The organism is Nocardiopsis moroccensis (assembly GCF_055763695.1).
Genome location: NZ_CP199747.1, coordinates 528,190 through 553,672, shown reverse-complemented (window position 1 = coordinate 553,672; position 25,483 = coordinate 528,190). Strand labels below are relative to the sequence as shown.

The following is a 25,483-nucleotide window of genomic DNA, read 5'->3' as shown; positions in this document are numbered from 1 at the left end:
GCCGCCCGGTGGCGGGGCGGCGGTGCGGCGCCGCCCCGGAGTCCTACATGCCGCCCCGCCGGCGGATGGCGGTGAGGTCCTCACTGATGCGGAAGACCACGATGAGCAGTTCGAGGACCACCCGGCTCACCAGCACGGAGATCGCGGTGCCGACCAGGACGCCGAGCAGTGTGAGGAACCCGGCGAAGAAGGCCTCGCTCATCATCGCGATGGCGGCGACCAGCCCGCCGATGAACCAGAACCCGATCAGGACCAGCCACAGGATGAAGAGGATCTTGATGATCCGGGTGGTGACGAACTCCCGGAAGGAGAAGTCGAAGAGCGCGCCGAAGAACCCGGTGGACGCGGGCTGGGCGTAGCCGCCCTGGGGCTGCTGGGGCGAACCCCCGGGCTGCTGGTAGTACTGCCCGCCGGAGGCCGACCCAGGGTAGCCGCCGGACTGGGGCTGCTGGTAGGGCTGCTGTGGCTGCTGTCCGTAGGGCTGCTGCGAGGGATCGTGGGGGTATTCCGGGGGATTGCTCATGGCTGTACTTTCCTCATTGCCGGGTTTCGTCGGATGTGTCCGCGCCGCCGTCCGAGAACAGGCGGCAGCCACCAGGTACTGTACTCATCCAGGCACTCGCGTACCGGTTCCCGCCCCGGCCTTGCCGTGAAGAAAGGAAGAACAGGCTCGGGTACGCGTTCACATATGCCCGCCCTTTGACTGACCGGTGAGAGTAAAAGTTCGCGGTTGGCCTTCTTCGGACACATTCCCCACAAACGAGTGGCACCTCCGCCACAATGCGTGCGCCTCCCCTGCACCATTGTGAGCGATTCATATCCCCTCCCTCCCGGGGCTCTCCACCCACTGGACACCCCCGCCTCCCCGGCACGGACCAGGATGGGCCGGTCATACCCCCGAACCACCGCTGGACCCGGCTGAGCACCTGATCCTCCTCCGGGACCGGCTGGTCGGCACCTTCCCCCGCACCACCCGGACACTGCGCCGGGCGCTCAACCTCCTCACCTGGTCGGCTATCCCGCTCATCCTGCTCAACCTGCTGCTCATCCCCGAGAGCCGGACCGCTCTGCCGGTCTACCTCGGCGTCTTCACCATGGGGCTCCAGCTCGCCCTTCTACTGCGGTCCCGCGGAGTGGGCCTGAGGTCCTACTTCACCATGGTGGTCGTCGCGGCGCTGTGGGCCCCGGTCATCTACGCGGTCCAGAAGATCGTCATGGCGCCTTTCGGCTGGGTCGGCACGTCCTTCGAGGCCGGTGTCTGGGTGGCCGGACCGACCGAGGAGACACTCGAACTCGTCCCGCTGTTGGCGCTCATCCTGTTCGCCCGGAACCGGGCCCAGCGCTTCGGAGTCGCCGACCACCTCCTGCTGGGGGCCGCCTGCGGTGTCGGGTTCGGCCTGACCGAGGACGTCGCCCGCGCGGTAACCGGATCGGGCGACCGAGGCCTCCTGGAGGCCTTCAGCTTCGAGGACGCGGCCGGTCACGACTACTCGCCGTTCACCGTCTTCCCCGGCGGCTACACGACCGGGGTCCTGCCCGCCTACGTGTTCGGCGGCGGGGGGATCACCGAGATGGCAGGGCACGGTGTGTGGACGGCCCTGGTCGGGGTCGGTATCGGCTTCGCCCGCCGCTTCGGCCCCGTGCTCTGGTCCACGGGCCAGGCGCTGTCCCCAGCGACGATCCCGTATTCCTGGCCCAGCAGCTAGAGGCGCTCGGAAACTGGTGGAGCTCGCTCAACCCGGCCCAGCAGGCGCTGATCGTGGCGGGTGTGACCGCCGCGCTCATGCTCATTCCCGGGGTGGGGTTCTGGGCGGCGCTGGGCTGGGGCACCCTCGGCGCGGGCATCGCAGCCAGCGGCAGGGAGCTCGCCAATACCATCCGCTACGGCACCCCCGCCGATCTGCTCTACGCGGCGGCCGTCCTCGGGCTTGGGCGCGGCTATCTGCGCTACGGTCCACGGTCCCTTCCCCGAGGATTCCAACGCCTTCCGGGCAACCGGTACCGAAGTCCGGCGGGGCTGGTCCACCGGCCTGGGGCGGCTGAGGGGCATCGCCTCGGACACGTACTCGCACACGGGTTTCCCAGCAGGAACCCGGCCAAGCCCAACCACAGTGTCTTCCGCACCGGTGGCGACGGAAAGAGGGCCCTGGAGCTGGTGGATCCGGCTTGGCACAGACGCGGCCGACCTGTTCAGATCCAACACGTCCGTGAGGTCTACGAGATCGACATGAACAGTGTGGTCGGTACCCGGGGGGAGAACCACATCCGGATCGTCGTGGATCGGGGCACTTCAAACATCGTGACCGCTTTCCCCTTCTACAGGAGCACCTGATGAACAACCTGAACAGATATTCGTGCCGTCTCTGCTACGGAAACGGACTGATCGAGCAGTACCGCATACTCGGCACCGGGGAACTCATCTGGCTCCGTGACGAATGCGAAGCGGTCTGGCCGGCAGAAGCGTCGATCCCCACTGACGAGTACTACCAGTTCGGGCTTTTCATGCGGGAACGCGGCCTCACCGAGCTCTGGAGCGAACTGGGTCGGCCATGACCGGTGTGACACTCGAAGTGATCGACGTCTTGCAGATCACTGCCCTGCCCGGGCCGGTGCTCTTCTGTCGGCCTACGGGCGTGGTTCACGTAGGCGACGTGTCCGGGTTACGTTTTCGCACGGGAGAGGTGGTGTACGGCACCGTTCCCGAGTGCTGCGGGCAAGGGTGCGGGCCCACAAATGGCGGATGATCCGAACCGGGGAACCGGTGCGGCGGTGCGACGCGCTCCGGAGCTTTTCTGGGGACCCACGGCACGCACGCCTGTGGCCGCGCCCCCGTCGGGGTGCGGCCACAGGCGTCGACGTGTGATCCCGTTCGGGTACCGGGCCCTACAGCTCGGCCATGACCTCGTCGGGGATGTCGGCGTTGGTGTAGACGTTCTGGACGTCGTCGGAGTCCTCCAGCACGTCCACCACCCGCATGACCTTCTTGGCGGCCTCGGCGTCGACCGGGACCTCCATGGTCGGCAGGAAGCTGGAGTCCGCGGAGTCGTACTCGATCCCGGCCTCCTGGAGGGCGGTGCGGACCTCGACGAGGTCGGTGGCCTCGCAAACGATCTCGAAGACCTCGCCGAGGTCCTCGACCTCTTCGGCGCCGGCCTCCAGGACCGCGAGGGTCACCTCGTCCTCGGTGGTGCCCTCCTTGGGCACGATCACGACACCCTTACGGTTGAACAGGTACGACACCGAACCGGCGTCGGCCATGTTGCCGCCGTTGCGGGTGACCGCGACACGCACCTCGGAGGCGGCGCGGTTGCGGTTGTCGGTGAGGCACTCCACGAGCAGCGCCACACCGCCGGGGGCGTAGCCCTCGTACATGATGGTCTGCCACTCGGCTCCGCCGGCCTCCTCACCGGAGCCGCGCTTGCGGGCGCGCTCGATGTTGTCGGCGGGCACCGAGTTCTTCTTCGCCTTCTGGATGGCGTCGAAGAGCGTCGGGTTCCCTTCGGGGTCCCCACCACCGGTACGCGCGGCCACCTCGACGTTCTTGATCAGCTTGGCGAAGAGCTTGCTGCGCTTGGCATCGATGACGGCTTTCTTGTGCTTGGTGGTGGCCCACTTGGAGTGGCCGCTCATTCGAGTCCTTTCACGATGTCGACGAAGAGGCGGTGAACGCGCGCGTCGTCGGTGAGTTCGGGATGGAAGGACGTCGCCATCAGGCCGCCCTGTCGTACCGCGACGATCCTACCGGCCTCGTCAGGGCCGGGGACGCTCCCGAGGACCGTGACCCCGGGGCCGACCGACTCCACCCAGGGGGCACGGATGAACACCGCGTCGAAGGGGTCCGTACCGATACCGTCGATCCGCACTCCGGCCTCGAAGGACTCGGTCTGGCGCCCGAAGGCGTTGCGGCGCACCGTCATGTCGATGCCGCCGACGGTCTGCTGGTCGGCCGTGCCACCCAGAACGCGGTCGGCCAGCATGATCATTCCCGCGCACGTCCCGTAGACGGGCATACCTGCCGCGACGTGTTTGCGCAACGGGTCCAACAGGCCGTACCGGACGGCCAGCTTGGACATGGTGGTGGATTCCCCGCCGGGGATGACCAGGCCGTCGACGGCGTCGAGCTGGTCGACGGAGAGCACCTTCGCGGTGTGCGCGCCCAGGTCCTCCAGGACATGCATGTGTTCGGCGACGTCCCCCTGGAGGGCGAGGACACCGATGGTGGGTCTGGCGGTCAAGTACGACCTCACTCGTTGTGGGACTGGCTGCTGGGTGGGCGGGCCGGGTGGGCGGCGGGTGCCTGACCCGCCGCCCGTCGCGAACCGCCGGCTGCCTGGCTGCTACCAGCCGCGACCGGCGTAGCGCTCGGATTCGGACAGCTCGTCCAGGTTGATTCCGACCATGGCCTCGCCCAGGCCGCGCGAGACGCGGGCGATCACGGCGGGGTCCTCGTAGTGCAGGGTGGCCTGCACGATGGCGTCGGCGCGCCTGGCCGGGTCACCGGACTTGAAGATGCCCGAGCCGACGAACACGCTCTGGGCGCCCAGCTGGCGCATCAGCGCGGCGTCGGCGGGGGTGGCCACACCACCGGCGGAGAACAGCGGCACGGGCAGCTTGCCCAGGCCCGCGACCTCCTTGACGATCTCGTAGGGGGCGCGCAGCTCCTTGGCGGCGCCGAACAGCTCGGGCTCGTCCAGGGTGCCCAGGCGCTTGATCTCTCCGTTGATGGAGCGCATGTGGCGGGTGGCCTCGACGACGTTGCCGGTGCCGGCCTCGCCCTTGGAGCGGATCATCGCCGCACCCTCGGCGATCCGGCGCAGGGCCTCACCGAGGTTGGTGGCGCCGCAGACGAAGGGAACGGTGAACGCCCACTTGTCGATGTGGTAGGCCTCGTCGGCCGGGGTGAGGACCTCGGACTCGTCGATGAAGTCCACGCCGAGGGACTCCAGGACCTGGGCCTCGACGAAGTGGCCGATGCGGACCTTGGCCATGACCGGGATGGAGACGGCCTCGACGATGCCGTCGATCATGTCCGGGTCGGACATGCGGGCGACGCCGCCGTCCTTGCGGATGTCGGCGGGCACGCGCTCCAGGGCCATGACCGCGACGGCACCGGCGTCCTCGGCGATCTTGGCCTGCTCCGGCGTGACGACGTCCATGATGACGCCGTTCTTGAGCTGCTCGGCCATGCCTCGCTTGACGCGCTGGGTACCGACGGCGTTGTCGGAGGTGTTCGATGCGTTGGTGGCCACGGTGGTGGGCTCCCGTTTCTTCTGCTGGTGTGGGGCCAGGCCCCGTTCTTCGGAGAGGTACTGCCTCCCGTGTGAACACGGCCTGGTTCGTGTTCCGGGCAGCGGGCTCGGTGGCGTCGCACGTGGGTTCGCGGACACCGGCGGCGCCGCGCACCCTGGTCGACCAGCCTCCTATCCTAGTTCCACCCTTTTGGGAACGTTTGGCCAGATCGGAGTTTGGGCTGTTCGCCCTGCGCCAGGCTGGCGCCGGAGGGCCGCCGTCAGCGCCGGGGCGGCCGGTCGTCCATCTCGAAGTACTCCGGCAGGCCGGCGGTTCCGGCCAGGCGCAGAAGTCGGACCAGGCGGGAGCGGCGGGCCCGGCGGGTGTCGGCGACGGCGTCGTTGTGGAAGACGCGGGCCAGGTGTACACCGCGTGCGGCGACCGCCACCTCGTCCAGGTGCGGGGCCAGGGCGTCGGGCGGTTCCGAACCGTCCAGGGCACCGCGCAGGGTTCGGGACAGTTCGCTCTCCGCGAGCTCCCGGCCCCGTTCCCCGGCACGGCGCGCACTGTTGGCCGCGTCCGCCAGGGACCGGGCCACTGCGGGATCGAGGCCGTCGGTCGCCGCCAGGTCCAGGACGGCCGCGGCCCTGCGCAGGAGGGCCGCGTCGAGAGCGGCACGCGCGGTCTCCACCCGGTGGTGGAGCCGGTCGAGCCTGGTGGCCCGCCAGGACAGGTAGAAACCCAGCAGAACCAGTACCAGCAGGATCGCGGCGACCAGGGCCACGAAGCGGACGTCCTCGATCAGGGCCGTTCACCCCGCCGCAGCAGGGCGGCGGCCCTGCTTCCGCTGTCCACCCGCACACCGCCGGGGCGCTCCCCGTCACGGCCGTCCCCCATCAGGACGGTCTCGTAGACGTGGGCGATATCGGCGGCGACGGTCTCCCAGTCGTAGGCGCGCACCGCCTTACGGGCCGCCTCGGACAGGTCGGCTCGGCGTCCGGGGGAGTCCAGCAGGGCTCCGGCGCGCTCTGCCAGGTGGTCGGGGTCGCCCGCACGGAAGAGGTCCCCGGCCCCGCCGCCCGCGAGGACCGCGGCGAAGGCGGGGATGTCGCTGGCGACGATGGCGGCGCCCGCGGCCATCGCCTCGGTCAGGACGATACCGAAGCTCTCCCCGCCCAGGTTGGGTGCGCAGAAGACGTCCGCGGAGTGGTAGGCGCGGGCCTTGTCGGCGTCGTCGATCCGGCCGAGGAGGACCACGCGTTCGCGCAGGTTCTCGGGGACCCCGGACAGATCGGGTTCGCCCGGACCGGCGACGAGCAGGCGCAGCCCGGGCCGGTGCGGGGCCATCCGGGTGAAGGCCGCCAGCAGGGTGGCCAACCCCTTGCGGGGTTCGTCCAGACGCCCCAGGAAACCGATCGAGCCTCCCCGGCCAGGCCATCCCGGCAGCGGTTCGGCCTGCTCGAAGCGTCGGACGGACACACCGTTGGGGATGAGCACGGCGTCGCCGCCCACGTGTTCGACCAGCGTGCGCCGGGCCGCCTCGGAGACCGCCACACGCGCGTTGATCTTCTCCAGGGCCGACCGCAGGGCGGTGGAGGTCGCGGACATGGCGCGTGAGCGCGGGTTCGAGGTGTGGAAGGTCGCGACGAGGGGCCCGTCCGCCGCCCAGCACGCCAGGAGGGAGACGCTGGGCGCGGCGGGTTCGTGGATGTGCAGGACGTCGAAGTCACCCTCGGCGATCCATCTGCGGACCCGGGACGCCGTGCGTGGGCCGAAACTGAGCCTGGCCACGGAACCGTTGTAGGGCACCGGGACGGGACGGCCCGCCGGAACGAGGTAGTCGGGGAGCCTGTGTCCGGGGTCGCCGACCGGGGCCAGCACCGAGACCTCGTGCCCCATCCGGATCAGCGTCTCAGCGAGGTCTCCGACGTGCTGTTGGACCCCGCCCGGTACGTCCCAGGCGTAGGGGCACACGATGCCCACCCGTCGCCCACCGCCACCCTCAACGGACACCTCCGGCGCAGCCCTCACCTCTCGTCGCCCACCGCCACCCTCAACGGACACCTCCGGCGCAGCCCTCACCTCTCGTCGCCCACCGCCACCCTCAACGGACACCTCCGGCGCAGCCCTCACCTCTCGTCGCCCACCGCCACCCTCAACGGACACCTCCGGCGCAGCCCCTCCCGGTCTTCGTGTCGCCGTCACCGTTCCCGGACCTCCCACTCCGCGGCCTCGGCCTCGCGGTGGCGGGCCCGGTCGGCCTCGTGATCGGCGCTGAAGACCGCCTGGAGCATGTGCCAGTCCTCGGGGTGCTCGGCGATGGCGCCCTCGAACACCCGGGCGAGCTCCTGGGTGGTGTCCTGGATCCGCGCGGAGCGGCTGGCACCGGCGGCGACGGGGATCTCGTCGTGAACGCGGATGTTCCAGTGCGGGCCGTCGTACCAGAGGGAGACCGGCATCAGGGCGGCCCCGGTGTTCAGGGCCAGTGCTGCGGGGCCGGAGGGCATGCGCGCCTTCTCCCCGAAGAAGTCCACCTCGAGGCCGGTGCCGCTGATGTCGCGGTCGGCGAGCAGGCAGACCAGCCCACCCTCGCGCAGACGCCGGGCCAGCGTCCCGACGGTGTTGGCGCTACCGCCGGTCAGCGGCAGTACCTCCATGCCCAGGGACTCCCGGTAGGAGGTGAACCGTTGGAAGAGGCTTTCGGGGCTCAGGCGCTGGGCGACGGTGGTCAGCGGGGTACCGCGGGCCGCGATCCACGCCCCGGCGTGGTCCCAGTTCCCCATGTGCGGCAGGGCCGCCACGACCCCGCGCCCGGAGCGGATGTGCTCCTCCAGGACCTCGATACCGCTCTGGCGGGTGTTGGCGAGGACGTGTTCGCGGCCCATCGCGGGCAGACGGAACATCTCGTAGTAGTAACGCATGTAGGAACGCATCCCGGCCCTGGACAGGGCACGCAGCTGGGCGTCGCCCGCGTGCGGGCCGAGCAGCCTGCGCAGGTTGCGCTCCAGTCCCCGGGTGGCGCCGTCATGGGTCCGCCAGGACCGGTCCGCCAGCCGCCGGAACACCGCCCGGCCCGCCTTCTCGGGTGAGCGGCGGACCAGTGTCCACCCGGCCGAGTAGGCCAGGTCGGCCATGCGTTCGTCCACTTCGTGTCCCTGTCCTCGTACTCGGTGGTGCTGTCGTTCCGGTGCCGGCGGCGGTGGCCTCAGGCCCCGTTGCTGGTCCGCCTGTCCTCGTCCCCGGTGTGGTCGGGGCCGTTGAGGCGGGCCCGCGTCTCCACGAGGCGCTGGAGGACGGTGAGCAGGCTCATCCCCGCCAGGAGCCAGAGGCCGCCGGCGAGGATGTAGGGCACTCCGAACTCACTCAGCCCGACCGCCACCAGCACGATGATCAGGCGTTCGGTGCGTTCGGCCACGCCGACGTCGCAGTTGACGCCCAGACCCTCCGCGCGTGCCTTGATGTAGGAGACCATGAAGCCGCTGATCAGGCAGAACAGGGTGAGTCCGGCGAGCAGGGGGTCGTTGCCCCCGCCCATGAACCACCACATGAGTCCGGCGAGGATCGCGGCGTCGGCGACCCGGTCGAGGCTGGAGTCGAGGAAGGCGCCGAAGGCGCTGGCGCTGTCGTTGGCCCGGGCGACCGCACCGTCGAGCATGTCGAAGAGGGCGAAGACGGTGATGACCACCGAGCCCGCGTAGAGCTGGCCGCGCGGGTAGAAGTAGAGGGCGCTGACGACGACGCCGGCGGCACCGATGAGGGTGACGATGTTCGGTGTCAGGCCGAGGCGGGCCAGGCTCCGGCCGAGCGGAGAGGTGACCCGGGAGATCAAGGGGCGAAGGATTCTCAGCATGTCTTCTTGTGATCGTAGGGCGGAGACGGTCGTGGGGGTGGGAACCGCACCCTCTGGGGGCGGCGTTGGCCCCGGGGCGTGGGTCGGGGGCTCCGCGTCACTCCCCGGGCCAGTGTTCGGCCAGCTTGGCCCGGGTCTGTTCCAACATCTCGGGCAGGACCTTGGTCTGGCCGATCACGGGCATGAAGTTGGCGTCGCCGCCCCACCGGGGCACGACGTGCTGGTGGAGGTGGGCGGCGATCCCGGCACCGGCAACGGTACCGAGGTTCATGCCGACGTTGAAGCCCTGCGGGCGGTACGCCTCGGTGAGCGCGTGGATCCCCGCCTGGGTGAGTGCTGCGACCTCCGCGGTTTCGTCCTCGTCCAGCGAGGTGTACTCCCAGACGTGCCGGTAGGGGCACACCAGCAGGTGGCCGCTGTTGTAGGGGTAGAGGTTGAGGACCGCGTAGGCCGACTTGCCACGGGCGACCACGAGCCCTTCCTGGTCCGTCAGGCCCGGTGCCCGGCAGAAGGGACAGTCGTCCCCGGCCCCGGGACCGGTGGGCCTGCCCTCCCCCTTGATGTAGGCCATGCGGTGCGGGGTCCAGAGCCGCTCGTAACCGTCGGGTTCCCCGGTTCCCGGCCCGGGAGGGTTCGTGCCGCTCCCGGACTCGCTGTCGGCACCGCGCATGGGCTCGTCCGTTTCGTCGCATGACTGTTTCGTGCTGCGGGTCCCAGCATAGAAGCGCCGGGTGGGAAAAACACCGGAGGGCGGTCGGCCGGGGTGGCGGAGAGCACGGAGGCTCCCCGCCCACAGCCCGGGGCGGACGGGTCAGAGCCCGAGCAGGGTCCGCAGGTGGCGCGGGGAGGGGCTGCCGTGGGCGAGCACGGCGTCGTGGATCCGGCCCAGCGGCGCGCCGGGGCGTTCCCGGGCCAGGTCACGGACGATGTCGGAGACCTCGGCGTAACCGACGTAGTAGGAGGACAGCTGGGCGCTGGTGAGCAGTGCACGCCGCCACTTGCCGGCCGCCTCGCCCTCCTCCTGGTGGCCGCGTTCGGTCAGCAGGGAGATCGCCTCGGCCTCGGTGAGGTCTCCGGCGTGCACGCGCACGTCCAGGATGGCGTTGAGGATGGCGCGCAGCCGCATCTTGAGCTGGACCAGGCGCAGCGCCAGGTTGGCGCGGCGGGCCGTGGGGCCGGAGTCCCCTGTCCACCCGTGCCCGGCGAGGACCTCCTCCGCGTGGACCGCCCAGCCCTCGACGAAGGTGCCGCTGCCGAGCACCGACCGCACCCGGGTGTGGCCCCGGCGGCGGGCGGCGTGGGCGAGCTGGAGGGCGTGCCCGGGCATCGCCTCGTGGGCCATCAGGTTGCGCAGCATGCCCGCGTTGTACTCGCGCAGGAAGGAGGCCTGGCGTTCGGCGGGCCAGTCCTCGGGTGGCGGGGCCACCGCAATAAAGGTGGGCTGACGCCGGAGGCGTTCGTTCGAGGGTGGCGGCGGGAGACGGGCGGGCGTGGGCTGACGCCGGAGGCGTTCGTCCGAGGGGTCCGGTAGGGGACGGTCGGGCGCGTTCGGGTCGAGCGGTCCGGGAGGGTCGCAGTAGGCGACCGCCACGCCGCGGCGGGACTCGGGCATCGGAATGACGCGCACCGGATCGTCGTACACCGTGGCCAGGTCCAGCTCCCGGACCCGGGAGCGGAGGTGCTCCAGGGAGTCGGTACACACCGGGGCGACCCCGTCGGCGCCGAGGGCGTACTCGTCGGCCAGGCCGGACAGCACCTCGGCGACCTGTCCGGCGCGGCGGGGTTCTCCCGCGTACTCGGCGGCCGTCTCCGCGATCGCCTCCTCCGTGGCCAGCAGGTCGCTCTCGGCGCGTACCAGCAGGGCTTCCGGTGAGAGTTCGGAGTCGAGGGTGTACCAGAGCTGGGCGGCGAACCGGCGTGCGCCCAGGCGGGGGTCGGCGGTGGCGAACTCGGCCTCGATCCGCAGCCAGGAGGCGTACTCGTCCAGAGCGGCCAGGGCGGCCTCGCGTGCGGGTTCGAGCCCGGCGCTCGCCCCGGGGTGCCGGGCGGCCAGGGCGGGCAGGTCGTCGGTGAGCATCGCGCGGGCGCCCCTGAGCTGCCCCAGAGCGGTCTCCACGTGCACGCGGGGCATCCCGGGCCCCTCCGACAGGCGGGTGCGCGCCGTGTCCAGGTAGGCGGGCAGGGCCGCGCAGCGCGCGGTCAAGGCCTCCAGGCGTTCGGGGACGGGGAGGGTGTCACGCTCCAGGAGCGCGTGTACGGCCTCGCCCGGCGAGTGGTGGAGCGGGTCCCAGGTGTGCGGGCGCAGTTCGGTGGTGTGCCACAGGTCCGCGCTGACCCTGGTCCGGAGCATCTCCAGGTCCACCAGGTCGTCCGCGGGGATGAGGTCGGGGTCGATCTCGTCCAGGGAACCGAGCGCGTCGGTGAGGACCGCGACGCGGCGGGCATCGGCCTCCACCGAGTGGTCGGTCAGCCGGTGGGCGCCCCGGGGATCCCCCAGTTCCAGCGCCCGTTCCGGGGACTGGGCCAGGAGCGCGTCGAGCACCCGCTCGGCCACCTCGCGGAACCGTCGGGTCATCTCGTGGGAGGAAGAGCTCATCCCGCCATGATGCCGGCCCCCGCAGCATGACAGCACGGACGCCCGGTTCCCGCTTGGCGGGAACCGGGCCGTGCTCTGTGCGGGACCCCGGCCCGGATCAGGTCCTGGTCAGCGCCAGGAGTTCTGACCTCCGGTTGAGGTGGGCTGCTGCCCGGCCGCGCCCTCGGGGTCCCCCACCGTGATCGCGTGTTCGACGAGGGTGATGAGCGTCGACTTGGTGGAGGCCTTGTCACGGGCGTCCACCTGGACGATGGGGATCTCCGGGCTGAGCGTGAGCGCATCCCGGACCTCGTCGGCGGCGTGGGGGTAGTAGCCGTCGAACCCGTTGATCGCGACGATGAAGGGGAGACGCGCCTCCTCGAAGTAGTCGATCGCTGGGAAGCAGTCGGCCAGACGACGTGTGTCCACCAGCACGACGGCACCGATGGCACCCTTGACCAGGTCGTCCCACATGAACCAGAACCGGTGCTGTCCGGGGGTGCCGAACAGGTACAGGATCAGGTCGGAGTCGAGGGAGACACGGCCGAAGTCCATCGCGACGGTGGTGGTCTGCTTGTCCGGCGTCTTGGCGAGGTCGTCCACCCCGACGCTGGCGCTGGTCATGACCGCCTCGGTCGTCAGCGGCACGATCTCGGAGACAGAGCCAACGAATGTCGTCTTCCCGACACCGAAGCCCCCGGCGACGACGATCTTGACCGACGTCATCGCGTTCCCCCCAGCACCGCCTTCCTCGGCTGGGCTAGAGCTTGCGAAGTCCACTGAGCACCCTTTCAAGCAGGTTGGTGTTGGGGCGAGCATCGTTGTTGAGCGAAGACCTGATCTGGACCAGTCCCTGCTCGGACATGTCCGCCACAAGCACCCGCGCCACGCCGAGCGGCATCCGCAACAGCGCGGAGATCTCCGCCACGGATCGCCATTCCCGGCACAGGTCGCTGATCGCCTGCCATTCAGGTGTCAGCGTCCCTGACTCGTTCCGAGCCGCCGCCGTCGCCGAGATCAGCGCTTCCAGGGGAAGCTGGGACTTCGGCTTGGTGCGGCCCTTGGTGACCGCGTAGGGACGCACCAGCGAACTGGGTGCGCTGCCCGGCGCGGGTCGTTGGTCATACGGTTGTTGGATTGGTCGAGGAACATCTCCGCCGCCCGGCACCGCCGGCATCCCTCCCGTGGGGGGGTTGCCCGGCTGTTGACCGAACCACGAGGCGCTCCCGGCATCTCTACTGTGAGGTGCCACCACTTCCTCCTGTCGGTGGTGGATCAGTGGATTCCCGAGGTGCGCGCCGTTGGTGTCAGCGCCCGCCCCGCCCGCTCGACGAGCAGGGTCATCTCGTACGCGACCAGACCCAGGTCGCTTTCGGCCGCCGCAAGGACCGCGAGGCAGGAGCCGTCACTGATGGCCATGATGAGCATCAGCCCCCGCTCCATCTCCACGACGGTCTGGGCGACCGCTCCACCCTCGAACACCCGGGCCGCGCCCTGCGTCAGGCTGGACAGACCAGAGGCGATTGCGGCCAACTGGTCGGCCCGGTCGGCCGGGAATCCCGCGGACGAAGCCAACGGAAGGCCGTCAGAGGAGACGACGATCGCATGGGCCACGTCAGGGACCCGGTCCGCAAAGTCAGTGATCAACCAGTTGAGTTCATTCACCTGTCGACTCATCTGATCTCCTGTCCAAGTTCGCCGGTCGATCTTTTGGCACTGCTACCGCCGGCACGGCATGTGACAGCACTGCCTCTGCGAACTGCCCGGCCCCTCCCGCGGGGGTGGCCGGGAGTCTGGTGTTCCGCTCTCGTCAAGCGATGGGTGTGGTGCGTCCGAGAAGCTCGGTAGATGCTATTGCATCCAGCTTCCGCGAATAAGGGGGACCCCGTCCCACCACTGGCCACTTGGCTCACTCCTCCGTCGAACTGTCGCCAAGCCGGTTCCGACCGTCACGGACACCCTTCTGGAAGCCCGAGAAACGGTTCCGGACACGGTCCGCGCTACGGGTGGGCATCTGCTTGAAGTTCTCCGGCTTGGGTGCGGTCCCTGGGACAAGGTTTGCCTTGGGAACCCGTTTTGGCAAGCCCGAGGTCGTCAGGCCGCCCGCGAGCGGTTCGGCCGCGGTCCGCGCGGCCTGCCAGCCGCGGTCCGCCGCGGAGTCCCACTCCTGCTCCGACCTCGGGTTCGGGTCGGGCTGCTGAACGGGCTCCCTGCGGGGGCTCTGCGCCCCCTGGGAGGACACCTGCTGGATCGGACCGGTCTCGGTGGTGTCCACGGTGGGACCGCCGGAGCGGCGCTTGAACCAGTTGGACTCGATCGCGTCGAAGATCGGCAGCGAGTCGGCGCCCTCGCCCGCCGGGGTCGGCGGGACGACGGTGTTGTTCGGGCCCTGGGCTCCGCCGTAGCGGCGCGAGAGGTAGGCCGTGGAGCCGTACCCCTCCCGGGAGTCGTTGCTCCCGGACCGCCAGTTCCCCGTTTCGTTGGGGTTGGGCTGCTGGGGCTGCTGGGCTCCGGTGTCCCAGGAGACGGCCGGGAAGGTTTCGGTGCTGTCGTCTCCGCGGGCCGGGGCCGGCTGGCTCTCCCGGGCGCCGGCGGGGCCACTGTTGAAGGAGCTGTTGTCGAAGGACCCGGTCCGCGGGGCACTGGTGCCGGCACCGGAACCGAACGCGTCGTAGGAGTCCCTCTCCTGGCGTTCGGCCTCGGTGGGCCGACGGAAGGCCCCCGTGTCCGGCGCGGGTCGGCTGAACGCTCCCGTGTCGGAGGGGCGGCGGAACGCACCGGTGTCCGGGGCGTTGAACGATCCGGTGTCCGGAGCGCTGAACGAACCGGTGTCGGAGGTCTTCCGGGGCGCCGGGTCGAACAGGCTACGGCCGGTGCTCTGCTCCGGCTCGTCCTCCTCCGGCACGTCGTAGGGGTCCACGACCGGGCCGGGGCCGTTGGCGGCGGCCCCGTTGTTGGGCGAGACCCCCTCGGCCCGGTTGGGCGGGTCCCAGACCGAACCGGTGCTGGTGGTGTTCCACAGGTCCTGACCGCTGGGCGGGTGCTCCTCCGAACGACCGCCCCCCGGCCTGCGCTTGGGCAGGCCGCCCATGTCGCTGACGGCGGTGCCGCTCTCCTGGGTCTGCCAGGGGTCGTTCGGCTCGTCGGCCGCCGGGCTGGCGGCGAAGGCCGCCTCCGCCTCGGCGAAGGTGTCCGGGGCCCCGGCGGCGAGCTCGGGCCGGCTGTCCACCCCGCCCAGGGCGTGCTGGCCCTCGACCGGGGTGATGAGCAGGTCCGGCGGGAAGACGACGCTGGCGGTGGTACCGCCCCCGTGCGCCTCCTTCAGACTCATCCGGATGCCGTGGCGGTGTGCCAGGCGCGAGACCACGAACAGGCCCATGCGGCGCGAGACCGCGACGTCGATGACCGGCGGAGCGGCCAGACGGGCGTTGACCGCCGCCAGGTCCTCCGGGGCCATGCCGATGCCGCTGTCGGTCACGTCGACCTGGACGGCACCGCTGTCCAGGATCTTGGCCCCGACCTGGACCTCGGTGTCGTGCGGGGAGAACGAGGTGGCGTTCTCCACCAGCTCGGCGACGAGGTGGATGACGTCGTTGACCGGTCGTCCGAGCACCGAGATGTGGGAGGGGGCGCGCACGTTGACGCGCTCGTACTGCTCGACCTCGGAGACGGCGCCGCGGAGGACGTCGACCAGCGGGACGGGCTGGGCCCACTTGCGGGTGTTGTCCTGGCCGGACAGCACCAGCAGGTTCTCGTTGTTGCGACGCATACGCGTGGCGAGGTGGTCCAGCTGGAAGAGGTCGGAGAGGCGGTCCGCGTCCTGCTCGGACTGCTCCAGACCGTCGATCAGACGCAGCTGCCGTTCCACCAGGGTCTGGCTTCGGCGGGAGAGGTTGACGAACATCGCGTTGACGTTGCTGCGCAGCGCGGCCTCGTCGGAGGCCAGGGTCAGGGCGACCCGGTGGACGTCGTCGAAGGCTCGTGCCACCTCGCCGATCTCGTCGTGGGTGTGCACCTCGATGGGGCTGACCCGGACGGACTCGGGGACGGTTCCGGCCTCCTGCATCCGGTTGATCGCCTCGGGGAGGTCGCGTTCGGCGACGCGGCGCGCACCGTCCTCCAGGGTGCGCAGCGGGCGCACCAGGGAGCGGACCACGAGGGAGGTGAGGACGAAGACGGCCAGCAGCAGAGCCGCGACGATGACGAGGTCGATCACGGTACGGGTCAGGGACTCGGCGCGCAGCTCGTTGGCGTCGTCGGCGATGCCCTCGGCCAGGGTCGACTCGACCGTCTGGAGGCGGTCGAGGGCGACGTCGGCGATGGCCGCGTAGTCCTCGGGGCCGTCGTTGGGCGTCACGTTGGTCAGGTCGTCACCACGGTCGGCGCGGTACATGACGCGCATACGCATGGTGGAGACCTGGCTGACCTCCAGACCGGTGAAGTTCTCGTCGAAGACCGCCCGCTGCTCCGGGGAGGCCGCCTGGATGAAGTTCGAGATCTCGTTCTCGTAGCGGGCCCGGCTGGAGTCGATGGCCTCGGAGATACCGCCGGTCATCGTGTCGCGGGACAGCGAGTGCCCCATCAGCGCGGTCTCGTAGGAGAGCTGGTCACGAGCGTTCGACAGGGCGGTGAGGGCCCGGACGCCCTCCCGCAGCTGGGTGTCGTCGGTCTCGTCCGCGATCGTCTGGTTGAAGTCGGAGAGCGCTCGGGCGATCGTCCGGTACTTGGTGACCACGGGCAGGACCGTGATGCGGGTCTCGTCGACCTCGGTTCGCAGCGCCTCGAGTGTGGCGAGCTGGCTGCGCATCGCGGACAGACGGGTCTGCGCCAGGTCGCCGTCCATCTCGCCCATGTCGTCGAGACGGGCGGTCAGGGTGCTCTGCAGGTCGCGCGAGGCGTCCCGCTCGGTCTCCAGCTCCTGGCGGAGGTCGTCCGAGCGCTTGCCCGGGTCCGCGTCGTCGGAGATGTAGACCGCGCTGGCCGTGCGCTCACGGCCGAGTTGGTTGGCCAGGTCCACGATGAGGACGCCCACCTGGGCTCTGTCCTCGATATGGGCGTGGGTGACCGTGGAGACCGAAGCCTCGTAGACCCTCAGCCCGCCGAGCGCCAGCGCAACGGCGGTGGGGATGACGATGAGGGCCACCAGTCGGGAGCGCACCCGCCAGTTACGTGGCCGCCACCAATTGGCTCTGCGCCGGGGCGTGGCATCGGCGTTATCGGCCTGCGCTGCCTCGCTCTGCGCGCTGGCCCCGTTTTTCGTCGCTCGTGTCGACACGGACCCTCGCAACCTTTCGTGTCACCGCCTCGAACGGCTGTTGAACCCAGGGATCGGACCGCTCCGGACCGAAAATCGGTATAGACCACAGTGGTCCACCAGATACAGGAAGCGGTGGGAATGTGGGGAGATGTAAAGACTGTCCGCCGGACTCGCCTGGGAGGAGAGGCGCCGCGCACCGATCACTGTTGAGGTGCGCGTGCGGTGGATAGCGTACCAATGGGCGAGAAGGTCTCGCTTCGGGCGTTTGGCGTCGATCGGCAAGATCATCTTGGTTGGCCCGCGCCCATAATGCCGTCCCTGTCCGCATTATGACCAATCCCCCAGGTCAGACAGGGGGACCGAAAACCGGGCAGACATCGAGGTAACTATTTGGACACACCGCCAGCTTCTCCCTCAAGACCCACTCTCCGTGACATCGTGAAACGACGTACACGCAGGTCCTGAGGGGGAAGCGGAAATGCACACCTCGCTGCGCCCACATCTGACTACACAAAGCAACACTCATGTCACCGAAGGACTTCTGCCCAGTTCACGGAAGTCCAGCAGGGTCTCCGGCATTTCGGTCAACTCCCTGCTCCCACTGGGCGTCGCACTGCTGTTCGTACTCACCTACGCCGCGCCCGGCACCGCCCGGGTCGCCTCCGGGGGCGGCCCCGAGGACGGGGAAGGCCCCGCGGTCCTGGCCGAGCGGGGTCCGGACGAGCTGCGCGTGGAGCTGGCGTCGGCACGCGCGGAGGTGGCCTCGCTGCGGGAGCTCGCGGTGGAGCGGATCCGGGACTACGAGGAGGAGAAGGAACGCCTCGACGAGCTCACCGAGGTCCGGCAGGAGGCCGACTCGCGCGCGCGAAGCGCCGAGGAGGACCACGAGAGCAGCCGGCTGAGCGCGGCCCGCCAGGCCGCGAGCGCCTACAAGGGCGCCGACCTGGGCATGGTGCACGCCTGGACCGGCCCCGAGGGGCCCGCGGAGGTCCTGGAGCGCGGTTCCTACCTCTTCCTGCTCGGCGAGCACCGTTCGGCCGACCTCACCCGGGCGCAGGCCGCGCGGGTCGCCACGGACGCGCTCGCCGAGGCCGCCGGGACCGCGGAACAGCAACAGGCCGAGGTCGCCGAATCCGCGGAGTCCGCCCGCGAGGCGGCGCTGGAGGCCATCACCGAGCAGGAGGAGCGGGCCGAGGAGCTGCTGCGGCAGCAGACCCTGCTGGAGGAGGAACTGGCCGGCTCCCGGGACCGGGAGCTCGACGAGGAGCGCCTGGAGGAGACCCTCACCGATGCGCGCGCGGCCGCCCCGGCCGAGCAGGAACGGACTGCGGAATCGGCTCCACCGGACACGGCACGGGCAGTACCGGAAGCCGAGGGGTCCGGCGCCGGGAAGACCCCGGCCGACGTGGACGAGGCGCGCACGGACAACGGTTGCGCCCGGGGCGACCTCGGTGGCCCACCGAACGGCCGACTCCCCGAGGCGGCGCTGTGTCCCCTGCCCCAGCCGGGCGAGCGGCTGCGCGCCGACGCCGCAGCGGCCTTCATCGAACTCGACGGGGCCTTCCGGTCCGAGTTCGACCGGCCGATGTGTGTCACCGACTCCTACCGGCCCTACCACGAGCAGGTGCGGCTCTTCCAGGAGATGCTGCCCGGTATGGCGGCCCGGCCCGGGACCAGCGCGCACGGGCTCGGTGTCGCCGTGGACCTGTGCGGCGGTGTGCACGAGCTCGGCACGGCCGAGCACCGATGGATGCTCGACAACGGGCCCGCGTACGGCTGGGACAACCCCGACTGGGCCCGGGACGGCTTCGAGCCCTGGCACTGGGAGTTCACCCGCTGAACCCGGCGAACGGCCGGACGGGGGCGTCCGGAACGGCCGGTCAGACCTGGGATCCGACCCTGACCTCGAAGGTGCCCAGCTCCCCCGCGTCGACGAACAGCTCGTCACCGGGCTGCAGCACCGGGGTGGCGACCGGCAGCAGGGCCCGGACCCTTCCGGGTCCCGCGAGCAGCCAACCGTGGCCGGGGTCGGCCAGGCCGCGCCCGTTCTCCTTCCCGTCCACCGAGGTGCTCAACTCCACCGTCCGTCCGGCCACCTCGTCGGCGGTGGTCAGGACGGGGCCCAGACTCAGCTGGACGGCCAGGCCGGTCTCGTCCAGCCACAGGCAGGCCGGGGTGTAGGCGCTCGCGGGCCCCTCTCCCCCGGCCAGCGCCGCCACCCCCACGCAGGCCGTCCTCGCCTCGGGCGGTACGGGGTCGTCGACGCCCCACACCAGCTCCGGATGGACCTGGAGCTCCTGCTCCCCCATCCGCACCGGGACCGGGACCGAGGGCGTGACCGGGGCGCACGTGCGCGCCTCGGGTTCGACGATGATCTCGATCGCGCCCTCCACCGCCCGCTCGTACGCGGCGGTCAGGGCTCGGTGTCCGCCGGCCAACAGCTCGTCGAGGCTCGCCCCTTCGGGGCTGCCCATCACGTCACCGTCGTCCAGGGCGCCGGCACGCGCGCCGCCGCCGCTCGGCGACAGGTAGGTGACCCAGCGCAATGTTCCTACTCCCTCTTCACAGATGCGGGCGCAGGAGGTGGCCGGCGGCGCTCTAGGACGCGACGACGGGGCTGTGCTCCTTACCGGTCCCGGCACAGCCCCGGCAGGGCTCGTCGACCCGGAGCCAGACGATCACCCCGCTGCCGTCCCGGTGCGGCTGCTCCGGCCGCCACCACCCCGTTCCGGAACAGAACCGGCAGTCGACACCGTCCCGGTCGCACCATCCGCACGCGGAGATCGCGCACCTGGTGTGTGTCGGTTCCCGCGTCGGATCCATGCGCCCCCACCGTCTCCCGCGAAATCGCGACCAGCCTGGCACAGGCGGCACACGTGCGTCCAGAGGTAACCGTGGGGCAAACGTCCGGGTCAGTGGATGTGTCGGGTACCGGGTACCGGCCTCAGCCCGAGTCCCGCACCACCATGTGGGTCTGGAGCAGGACCATCTCGGACTCGGCCGTGCGGGGGATCGCCACGTCCACGAGCAGCCGCGCCATCTCCTGGCCCATCTGGACGGTGGGTTGGTGGACGGTGGTCAGCGGCGGGTCGGTGTGCCGTCCCATCATGGTGTCGTCGAACCCGACCAGGGCGATGTCGTCGGGCACGGCCAGACCACGCTCGCGCAGAACGCGGACCGCGCCGACGGCCATCATGTCGGAGGCGACGAAGACCGCATCGGGCTCGCCGCCCCGGTCCAGCAGGCGGGCCATGGCCCGGGCGCCTCCCTCGACGCTGAAGTCGCCCTGAACGACGAGGCGTTCGTCGATCTCCCGCCCGGCTGCGGCCATGCTTTCGCGGTAGCCGCGGAGCCGCTCGACGCCGGCGTTCATGTCCTGGGGACCGGTGATGGTGGCCACCCTGCGGTGCCCGGTCTCCAGCAGGTGCGCGGTGGCCGCGCGGGCGCCGTTGACGTTGTCGATGTCGACGCAGAAGGGCGCGGGCTGGGCCTCGGAGTAGGGGCGGCCGCCGTGCACCACCGGTACGCCGGACTCGGCCAGCCGCGCCGTCAGGGGGTCGTCCCGGTGCAGGGACACCAGGAGGGCGCCGTCGACGTGCGAGCCGCTGAGGTACTCGCCCACCCGCTTGTGCTCGGCCTCCCCCCGGGCGGTGGTCAGCATGAGTTGGAGGTCCCGCTCGTGCAGTACCGAACTGACCCCGCGGATGATGTCGGCGAAGAAGGGGTCCGCGAACAGGCGGTCCCTGGCCTCGGAGACGACCAGCGCGATGGTGTCGGTCCGTCGGGTGACCAGGGTGCGCGCCGCCTGGTTGGGGCTGTACCCCAGTTCCTCGATCGCGGTGTGCACGGCCTCTCGGGTCCGTGGACTGACCTGGGACGATCCGTTGATCACCCGGGAGACGGTACCGCGGCCGACCCCGGCCCGTTCCGCCACCATCTCCAGGGTCGGTCGCTGCCGACCGCCGCTCTTGGCCACTTCGAGGCTCCTTGGACGTTGTGCCGCCGGCTGACCGGACGGCGGATGGTTGTGCACACGGTCGCGCGGGGTTCACCACGAACGCGTGTGGGGCGCCCCCGACGGGGCGCCCCACGAGCACTCGTGGTCTACCGCACTGGGAAGCGGCTGGTCCTCGCCAGTTCCGCGTACCAGTGCCCAGTGTCCTTGACGATGCGCTCCTGCGTCTCGTAGTTCACGTGCACGATCCCGAACCGGCGGGAGTAACCCCACGCCCACTCGAAATTATCCAGAAGCGACCAGGCGAAGTAACCACGCAGGGGCACACCGGCGTGGATGGCCTCCTTGGCGGCCCTCAGATGGCCCTCGTAGTAGGAGGTGCGGTCGGGGTCGTGGACGGCCCCGTCCTCGCTGACGGTGTCCTCGAAGGCGCAGCCGTTCTCGGTCACGTACAGGTCGATGCCACCGCTCTCCCCCGCCAGTCGCTGGAGGACGTCGTACAGGCCGGTGGGGTCGATCTCCCAGCCCATGTGGGTGACGGGCAGCCCCTGGGAGACGTGCACCTCCTCGGGTCCGGCGCCCAACCAGGCCTCGCCCTCCCCGCTGACCAGGGCGGGGTCGATCCCCTTGGCGGAGCCCGCGACGAACTCGGGCGAGTAGTAGTTGACGCCCAGGAAGTCGATCGGCGCGCCGATCGTGTCCAGGTCCCCCTCCTGGACGAAGGAGAAGTCGCTGATGTCGGCGAGGTCCTCCACCACGTCGGCGGGGTAGGCGCCCTTGAACAGGGGGTCGGTGAAGATGCGGTTGCGCACGCCGTCCGCGCGGCGGGCCGCGCGGGCGTCCGCGGCGTTGGCCCCGTGCGGCCGGATGACCGCCTGGTTGTGGGCCAGACCGACCTTGGCGGTGTGCCCGGTGGAACGGATCGCCTCGGTGGCCAGGCCGTGGCCGAGCAGCAGGTGGTGGGTGGCGGCCAGGGCCGCCGCGGCGTCCCTGCGGCCGGGGGCGTGGTGGCCGTTCTCGTAGCCGAGGAAGGCCGAGCACCAGGGCTCGTTGATGGTCATCCAGTGGGCGACCCGGTCGCCGAGGGCGTCGGCGACGACCCTGGCGTACTCGGCGAAGCGGTGGGCGGTGTCCCGGGCGGGCCAGCCGCCGGCGTCCTCCAGGGGTTGGGGCAGGTCCCAGTGGTAGAGGGTCGCCCAGGGTTGGACGCCCGCCTCCAGGAGGCTGTCGACCAGGCGGTCGTAGAAGTCCAGCCCGGCCTGGTTCACCGCGCCGGTGCCCTCGGGGATGATCCGGGGCCAGGCGACGGAGAAGCGGTAGGCGCCGAGGTTGAGTCGGCGCATCAGGGCGACGTCCTCGGCGTAGCGGTGGTAGTGGTCGTCGGCGGGGTCGCCGGTGTCCCCGTTGAGGACCTTGCCGGGGGTATCGGCGAAGGTGTCCCAGATGCTGCGGCCCCGGCCGTCGGCGGTGGTGGCGCCCTCGATCTGGAAGGAGGCGGTTGCCGCCCCCCAGAGGAAGCCCTCGGGGAAATCGTTGGGGTTGCTCACTGCTTCGGTACGCACCTTCCATGACGAGCGGATATCGCTTTGGGAGCGCTCCCAGTACCGAATCAGACCCCCACCGCCAAGTCAACGGATCGAAGCCCGCCCGAAACCCAACCGTTACCGAGGGTGCCCTCTGCGCGCACGGTCCCGGGGCGCCCCGGGACCGTGCGCGGCGGCGAAACTACTCCTGCACCTCACCGACCGGGATCACGATGCCCTGCCAGCGCTCCTCCATGAAGTCGGTCACCTCGGGGCTGTGCAGCAGGTCGTTGAGCCGCACAAGGTCCTCGGACTCCACGTCCTCCGAGCGCACCACAAGGCCGTTGGCGTACGGGTTGTCCTCGGTCTCCTCCCACGCCAGCGCGTTCGCCGTCTCGGGAAGGTCGGCCTCCAGCGCGTAGTTGCCGTTCACCACCGCCGCGTCCACGTCCTGAAGGGAGCGCGGTAGCTGGGCCGCCTCCACCGGGGTGACCGTGACGCCGAGCGGGTTGTCCTCGATGTCGGCCACGGCGGCCTGTCCCTCGGTGCCCTCCGCCAGGGTGATCACGTCCTGCGCCTCCAGGAGCCGCAGGGCCCGGTCCATGTTCGAGGAGTCGTTGGGCACCGCGATGTCCGCGCCCTCGGGCAGGCCCTCCAGGTCCTGCACGCCCTCGGAGTACAGGCCGAACGCCTCCAGGTGCACGTCCGCCACGTAGGACAGGTCGGCCCCCGGGTTGCCCTCGAGGTACTCCTCCAGGAACGGGACCGTCTGGTAGTAGTTGGCGTCCAGCTCGCCCTCGGCCAGCGCCGCGTTCGGCTGGTTGTAGTCGGTGTACTCGACCACCTCGACGGCCAGACCTGCCTCGGCCGCCAGCTCGTCGTTGACGAACTCCAGAATCTCCGCGTGCGGCAGCGGGGTGGCGCCGACCCGCAACGTCACCAGGCCGTCGTCGCCTCCGCCGTTCTCGGAGGCCCGCTCGCTGGGGCTACCGCAACCCGCGAGCAGCACCGCCGCGGCACCGGCCGCCGCGACCCCCCGCAGTACGTTCGCACTCCCTGTCATCGCTGTCTCCTTGCCATTCGATCCGGACAACTCCGTGGGGGGGTGCGGGGGGTCGGGGGCGGGGCGGGCCTCAGCTCCTGGACAGCCTGCGCACCAGCAGGTCGCCCACGCTCTGCGCGACCTGCACGATGACGATCAGCAGGATCACGGTGGCCCACAGGTAATGGTCGTTGAAGCGCTGGTAACCCTCGCGGATGGCGAGGTCGCCCAGACCGCCGCCGCCGATGGCACCGGCCATCGCGGAGTACGAGATGAGGGTGACCACGGTCATCACCAGACCGGCGATCAGACCGGGCATGGCCTCGGGAAGCATCACCTTGCCCACGATCGTGAGCTTGCGGGTTCCCATGGCGTGCGCGGCCTCGACCACCCCGCGGTCGACCTCGCGCAGGGAGGTCTCCACCAGGCGCGCGAAGAACGGGATGGCCCCGATGCTCAGCGGCACGATCGCGGCCGTGGGGCCCAGCGTGGTGCCCACCAGGAAACGGGTCAGCGACAGTACCGCCACCATCAGGACGATGAAGGGCAGGGATCGGCCGATGTTGACGACCGCGCCGAGCACGGCGCGCACGGCCGGGGCCGGGATGAGGCCCCCCTTGTCGGTGGCGACCAGCAGCACGCCCAGGGGCAGGCCGAAGAGGACGCTGAAGACGGTCGCCCACAGCACCATGTAGATGGTGTCCTGGGTACCGAGCCACAGGCTGGGCCACATGTCGGGCCAGGCCGCGAGGAAGTCGGTGAGGGCGGTGAGGGCTCCACCGCCCTGGGCGAGGACGAGGACGTCGGCGGGGTTGGTGTTCACTTTCCGGCCTCCTCGACCAGCAGGCCGTGCTCGGACAGGTAGGTGAGCGCCTCACGGCGGCGGTCGCCGCGCATGTCGACGCTGAGACGGCCCACGGACTGGCCCGCGACCTGCTCCACACCGCCGCCGAGGATGTTCACGTCCACGTCGAAGCGGCGGGTGAGTTCGGACATGAAGGGCTCGTCGAAGGAGCGCGGATAGGTGATGACCACCGTTTCGGGCCCGCCGTTGTCCGGCAGCGGGAAGAGCGAGCGCGCCAGCAGTGATCCGGGCGTCCCGATGAGGTCCAGCACACGGCCGGACTCGCGGAACTCGCCGTCCTCCATGATCGCCGCGGAGTCGCAGATCCGCTTGATCACGTCCATCTCGTGGGTGATCAGCAGGATCGTCAGACCCAGTTCGTCGCGCAGGCGGCGCAGGAGCGCGAGAATCGACTCGGTGGTGGCGGGGTCCAGGGCCGAGGTCGCCTCGTCGCTGAGTAGCACCTTGGGGTCGGAGGCCAGGGCCCGGGCGATGCCGACGCGCTGCTTCTGACCTCCGGAGAGCTGGGCGGGGTAGGCACGCGCCTTGTCGGCGAGGCCCACCAGGTCGAGGAGCTCGCCCACCCGTGCGGCCCGCTTGGCGCGGGAGACCCCGGAGACCTCCAGGGGGAAACCGACGTTGCCCGCGACCGTGCGCGAGGAGAGCAGGGCGAAGTGCTGGTGCACCATGCCGATCCGCCTCCGCGCCGCACGCAGGCGGGCCCCGCGCAGGGAGGTGAGCTCCTCCCCGTCGACGTGCACGGTGCCGCCGTCCGGGCGCTCCAGAAGGTTCACCGAGCGCAGAAGGGTGCTCTTTCCCGCACCGCTCTGTCCCACGACCCCGAAGATCTCACCGGACTCGACATGCAGGTCCACCCCGTTCAGGGCGTGCACCTGGCGTTTCTTCAACCTGTAGGTCTTGTACAGACCCACTGCGTCAATCACGGTTTTCCCATCGACGTCTGGCGGTGGTGTCCCGGAAGCCGCACTCGCAGGCGGAGGGGCTCACGGTCCAGCGTGGGTTTGACGCCACACCCGAGCGTACGAAGCACTCAGCGGGCGGGCGGCGGCGACGCGCCGGTGGGACCGGCGGCCGGACGGGCTTCGCGGAGGGCGGCCCCGGGAGCGGCTCCGGCCCGGTACGCCGGACGCGGCTCCGGATCAGAGGTGGCTAGCGCGTGCGACAGCGACCGCCGGGCAGCGGAACGC

The 25,483-nt window shown here is 70.5% G+C and carries 25 protein-coding genes; 4 read left to right on the top strand and 21 right to left on the bottom strand.

The window, feature by feature from the left end; all coding sequences use genetic code 11:
* Positions 1-43: 43 nt before the first annotated feature.
* The gene (locus tag ACUKCB_RS02270) at positions 44-523 is read right to left on the bottom strand and encodes a DUF4282 domain-containing protein (protein WP_473038779.1); all 480 of its coding nucleotides are present in this window, start codon (positions 521-523) and stop codon (positions 44-46) included.
* 571 nt (positions 524-1,094) lie between these two features.
* On the opposite strand from ACUKCB_RS02270, the gene ACUKCB_RS02265 reads away from it, so the two are divergent.
* From ACUKCB_RS02265 to ACUKCB_RS02255, 3 genes are all read left to right on the top strand, one after another.
* Positions 1,095-1,706, top strand: coding sequence for a PrsW family glutamic-type intramembrane protease (locus ACUKCB_RS02265; protein WP_473038778.1), 612 nt, complete (start codon positions 1,095-1,097; stop codon positions 1,704-1,706).
* Between the two features lie 62 nt (positions 1,707-1,768).
* Positions 1,769-2,332 carry a hypothetical protein gene (locus tag ACUKCB_RS02260; RefSeq protein WP_473038777.1) on the top strand — a complete coding sequence of 188 codons (564 nt, stop codon included), beginning with the start codon at positions 1,769-1,771 and terminating at the stop codon, positions 2,330-2,332.
* Positions 2,332-2,553, top strand: a complete 222-nt coding sequence (locus tag ACUKCB_RS02255) for a hypothetical protein (protein ID WP_473038776.1) — start codon at positions 2,332-2,334, stop codon at positions 2,551-2,553. Before ACUKCB_RS02260 ends, ACUKCB_RS02255 begins: the two co-directional genes overlap by 1 nt.
* A 330-nt stretch (positions 2,554-2,883) precedes the next feature.
* Here ACUKCB_RS02255 and ACUKCB_RS02250 read toward each other — a convergent pair whose 3' ends face one another.
* From ACUKCB_RS02250 to ACUKCB_RS02190, 13 genes are all read right to left on the bottom strand, one after another.
* Positions 2,884-3,630, bottom strand: a complete 747-nt coding sequence (locus ACUKCB_RS02250) for a YebC/PmpR family DNA-binding transcriptional regulator (RefSeq protein ID WP_473038775.1) — start codon at positions 3,628-3,630, stop codon at positions 2,884-2,886.
* Positions 3,627-4,235, bottom strand: coding sequence for a pyridoxal 5'-phosphate synthase glutaminase subunit PdxT (gene pdxT / locus ACUKCB_RS02245; RefSeq protein WP_473038774.1), 609 nt, complete (start codon positions 4,233-4,235; stop codon positions 3,627-3,629). Before pdxT ends, ACUKCB_RS02250 begins: the two co-directional genes overlap by 4 nt.
* A 102-nt stretch (positions 4,236-4,337) precedes the next feature.
* On the bottom strand, positions 4,338-5,249 hold the full coding sequence (gene pdxS, locus ACUKCB_RS02240) for a pyridoxal 5'-phosphate synthase lyase subunit PdxS (RefSeq protein WP_191272455.1): 912 nt from the start codon (positions 5,247-5,249) through the stop codon (positions 4,338-4,340).
* A gap of 260 nt (positions 5,250-5,509) precedes the next feature.
* Positions 5,510-6,013: a hypothetical protein gene (locus ACUKCB_RS02235; protein WP_473038773.1), complete on the bottom strand. Its 504-nt coding sequence runs from the start codon at positions 6,011-6,013 to the stop codon at positions 5,510-5,512.
* 17 nt (positions 6,014-6,030) lie between these two features.
* The gene (locus ACUKCB_RS02230; protein WP_473038772.1) at positions 6,031-7,242 is read right to left on the bottom strand and encodes a glycosyltransferase family 4 protein; all 1,212 of its coding nucleotides are present in this window, start codon (positions 7,240-7,242) and stop codon (positions 6,031-6,033) included.
* Between the two features lie 188 nt (positions 7,243-7,430).
* Complete coding sequence (locus tag ACUKCB_RS02225) at positions 7,431-8,375, bottom strand: phosphatidylinositol mannoside acyltransferase (RefSeq protein ID WP_473038771.1); 945 nt, start codon at positions 8,373-8,375, stop codon at positions 7,431-7,433.
* Positions 8,376-8,434: 59 nt separating this feature from the next.
* A complete protein-coding gene (gene pgsA, locus ACUKCB_RS02220) occupies positions 8,435-9,058 on the bottom strand; it encodes a phosphatidylinositol phosphate synthase (RefSeq protein ID WP_473040894.1) in 624 nt (207 codons plus the stop codon).
* Positions 9,059-9,176: 118 nt separating this feature from the next.
* Positions 9,177-9,749, bottom strand: a complete 573-nt coding sequence (locus tag ACUKCB_RS02215; RefSeq protein WP_473038770.1) for an HIT family protein — start codon at positions 9,747-9,749, stop codon at positions 9,177-9,179.
* A 141-nt stretch (positions 9,750-9,890) separates the two neighbouring features.
* Positions 9,891-11,675: a DUF885 domain-containing protein gene (locus ACUKCB_RS02210; protein ID WP_473038769.1), complete on the bottom strand. Its 1,785-nt coding sequence runs from the start codon at positions 11,673-11,675 to the stop codon at positions 9,891-9,893.
* Between the two features lie 108 nt (positions 11,676-11,783).
* Entirely contained in the window at positions 11,784-12,380 is a 597-nt protein-coding gene (locus ACUKCB_RS02205) for a GTP-binding protein (RefSeq protein ID WP_191272466.1), read from the bottom strand.
* Positions 12,381-12,414: 34 nt separating this feature from the next.
* A complete protein-coding gene (locus ACUKCB_RS02200; RefSeq protein WP_225942487.1) occupies positions 12,415-12,831 on the bottom strand; it encodes a DUF742 domain-containing protein in 417 nt (138 codons plus the stop codon).
* 98 nt (positions 12,832-12,929) lie between these two features.
* Entirely contained in the window at positions 12,930-13,331 is a 402-nt protein-coding gene (locus tag ACUKCB_RS02195; protein WP_014909276.1) for a roadblock/LC7 domain-containing protein, read from the bottom strand.
* A 232-nt stretch (positions 13,332-13,563) separates the two neighbouring features.
* On the bottom strand, positions 13,564-16,812 hold the full coding sequence (locus ACUKCB_RS02190; protein WP_473038768.1) for a sensor histidine kinase: 3,249 nt from the start codon (positions 16,810-16,812) through the stop codon (positions 13,564-13,566).
* A 577-nt stretch (positions 16,813-17,389) separates the two neighbouring features.
* Here ACUKCB_RS02190 and ACUKCB_RS02185 point away from each other — a divergent pair.
* On the top strand, positions 17,390-18,751 hold the full coding sequence (locus tag ACUKCB_RS02185) for a D-alanyl-D-alanine carboxypeptidase family protein (protein ID WP_473038767.1): 1,362 nt from the start codon (positions 17,390-17,392) through the stop codon (positions 18,749-18,751).
* 40 nt (positions 18,752-18,791) lie between these two features.
* Here the strand turns inward: ACUKCB_RS02185 and ACUKCB_RS02180 are convergent, their stop codons facing one another.
* From ACUKCB_RS02180 to ACUKCB_RS02150, 7 genes are all read right to left on the bottom strand, one after another.
* Positions 18,792-19,457, bottom strand: coding sequence for a hypothetical protein (locus tag ACUKCB_RS02180; RefSeq protein WP_473038766.1), 666 nt, complete (start codon positions 19,455-19,457; stop codon positions 18,792-18,794).
* Positions 19,458-19,509: 52 nt separating this feature from the next.
* On the bottom strand, positions 19,510-19,734 hold the full coding sequence (locus ACUKCB_RS02175) for a hypothetical protein (RefSeq protein WP_192733318.1): 225 nt from the start codon (positions 19,732-19,734) through the stop codon (positions 19,510-19,512).
* Between the two features lie 121 nt (positions 19,735-19,855).
* The gene (locus ACUKCB_RS02170) at positions 19,856-20,887 is read right to left on the bottom strand and encodes a LacI family DNA-binding transcriptional regulator (RefSeq protein WP_473038765.1); all 1,032 of its coding nucleotides are present in this window, start codon (positions 20,885-20,887) and stop codon (positions 19,856-19,858) included.
* A gap of 128 nt (positions 20,888-21,015) precedes the next feature.
* A complete protein-coding gene (locus ACUKCB_RS02165; RefSeq protein ID WP_473038764.1) occupies positions 21,016-22,413 on the bottom strand; it encodes a GH1 family beta-glucosidase in 1,398 nt (465 codons plus the stop codon).
* A gap of 178 nt (positions 22,414-22,591) precedes the next feature.
* Positions 22,592-23,452 (bottom strand): MetQ/NlpA family ABC transporter substrate-binding protein, encoded by an 861-nt coding sequence (locus ACUKCB_RS02160; RefSeq protein WP_473038763.1) that lies wholly within the window; start codon positions 23,450-23,452, stop codon positions 22,592-22,594.
* Positions 23,453-23,522: 70 nt separating this feature from the next.
* Positions 23,523-24,254 (bottom strand): methionine ABC transporter permease, encoded by a 732-nt coding sequence (locus ACUKCB_RS02155; protein WP_473038762.1) that lies wholly within the window; start codon positions 24,252-24,254, stop codon positions 23,523-23,525.
* A complete protein-coding gene (locus ACUKCB_RS02150) occupies positions 24,251-25,207 on the bottom strand; it encodes a methionine ABC transporter ATP-binding protein (RefSeq protein ID WP_473040893.1) in 957 nt (318 codons plus the stop codon). Before ACUKCB_RS02150 ends, ACUKCB_RS02155 begins: the two co-directional genes overlap by 4 nt.
* Positions 25,208-25,483: the final 276 nt, after the last annotated feature.

Excerpts from the sequence above, each read along its gene's own strand:
- ACUKCB_RS02270 (WP_473038779.1), bottom strand. The coding sequence starts at position 523 with ATGAGCAATCCCCCGGAATACCCCCACGATCCCTCGCAGCAGCCCTAC.
- ACUKCB_RS02265 (WP_473038778.1), top strand. The coding sequence starts at position 1,095 with ATGGGGCTCCAGCTCGCCCTTCTACTGCGGTCCCGCGGAGTGGGCCTG.
- ACUKCB_RS02255 (WP_473038776.1), top strand. The coding sequence starts at position 2,332 with ATGAACAACCTGAACAGATATTCGTGCCGTCTCTGCTACGGAAACGGA.
- ACUKCB_RS02250 (WP_473038775.1), bottom strand. The coding sequence starts at position 3,630 with ATGAGCGGCCACTCCAAGTGGGCCACCACCAAGCACAAGAAAGCCGTC.
- ACUKCB_RS02215 (WP_473038770.1), bottom strand. The coding sequence starts at position 9,749 with ATGCGCGGTGCCGACAGCGAGTCCGGGAGCGGCACGAACCCTCCCGGG.
- ACUKCB_RS02210 (WP_473038769.1), bottom strand. The coding sequence starts at position 11,675 with ATGAGCTCTTCCTCCCACGAGATGACCCGACGGTTCCGCGAGGTGGCC.
- ACUKCB_RS02205 (WP_191272466.1), bottom strand. The coding sequence starts at position 12,380 with ATGACGTCGGTCAAGATCGTCGTCGCCGGGGGCTTCGGTGTCGGGAAG.
- ACUKCB_RS02200 (WP_225942487.1), bottom strand. The coding sequence starts at position 12,831 with ATGCCGGCGGTGCCGGGCGGCGGAGATGTTCCTCGACCAATCCAACAA.
- ACUKCB_RS02195 (WP_014909276.1), bottom strand. The coding sequence starts at position 13,331 with ATGAGTCGACAGGTGAATGAACTCAACTGGTTGATCACTGACTTTGCG.
- ACUKCB_RS02185 (WP_473038767.1), top strand. The coding sequence starts at position 17,390 with ATGCACACCTCGCTGCGCCCACATCTGACTACACAAAGCAACACTCAT.
- ACUKCB_RS02175 (WP_192733318.1), bottom strand. The coding sequence starts at position 19,734 with ATGGATCCGACGCGGGAACCGACACACACCAGGTGCGCGATCTCCGCG.
- ACUKCB_RS02160 (WP_473038763.1), bottom strand. The coding sequence starts at position 23,452 with ATGACAGGGAGTGCGAACGTACTGCGGGGGGTCGCGGCGGCCGGTGCC.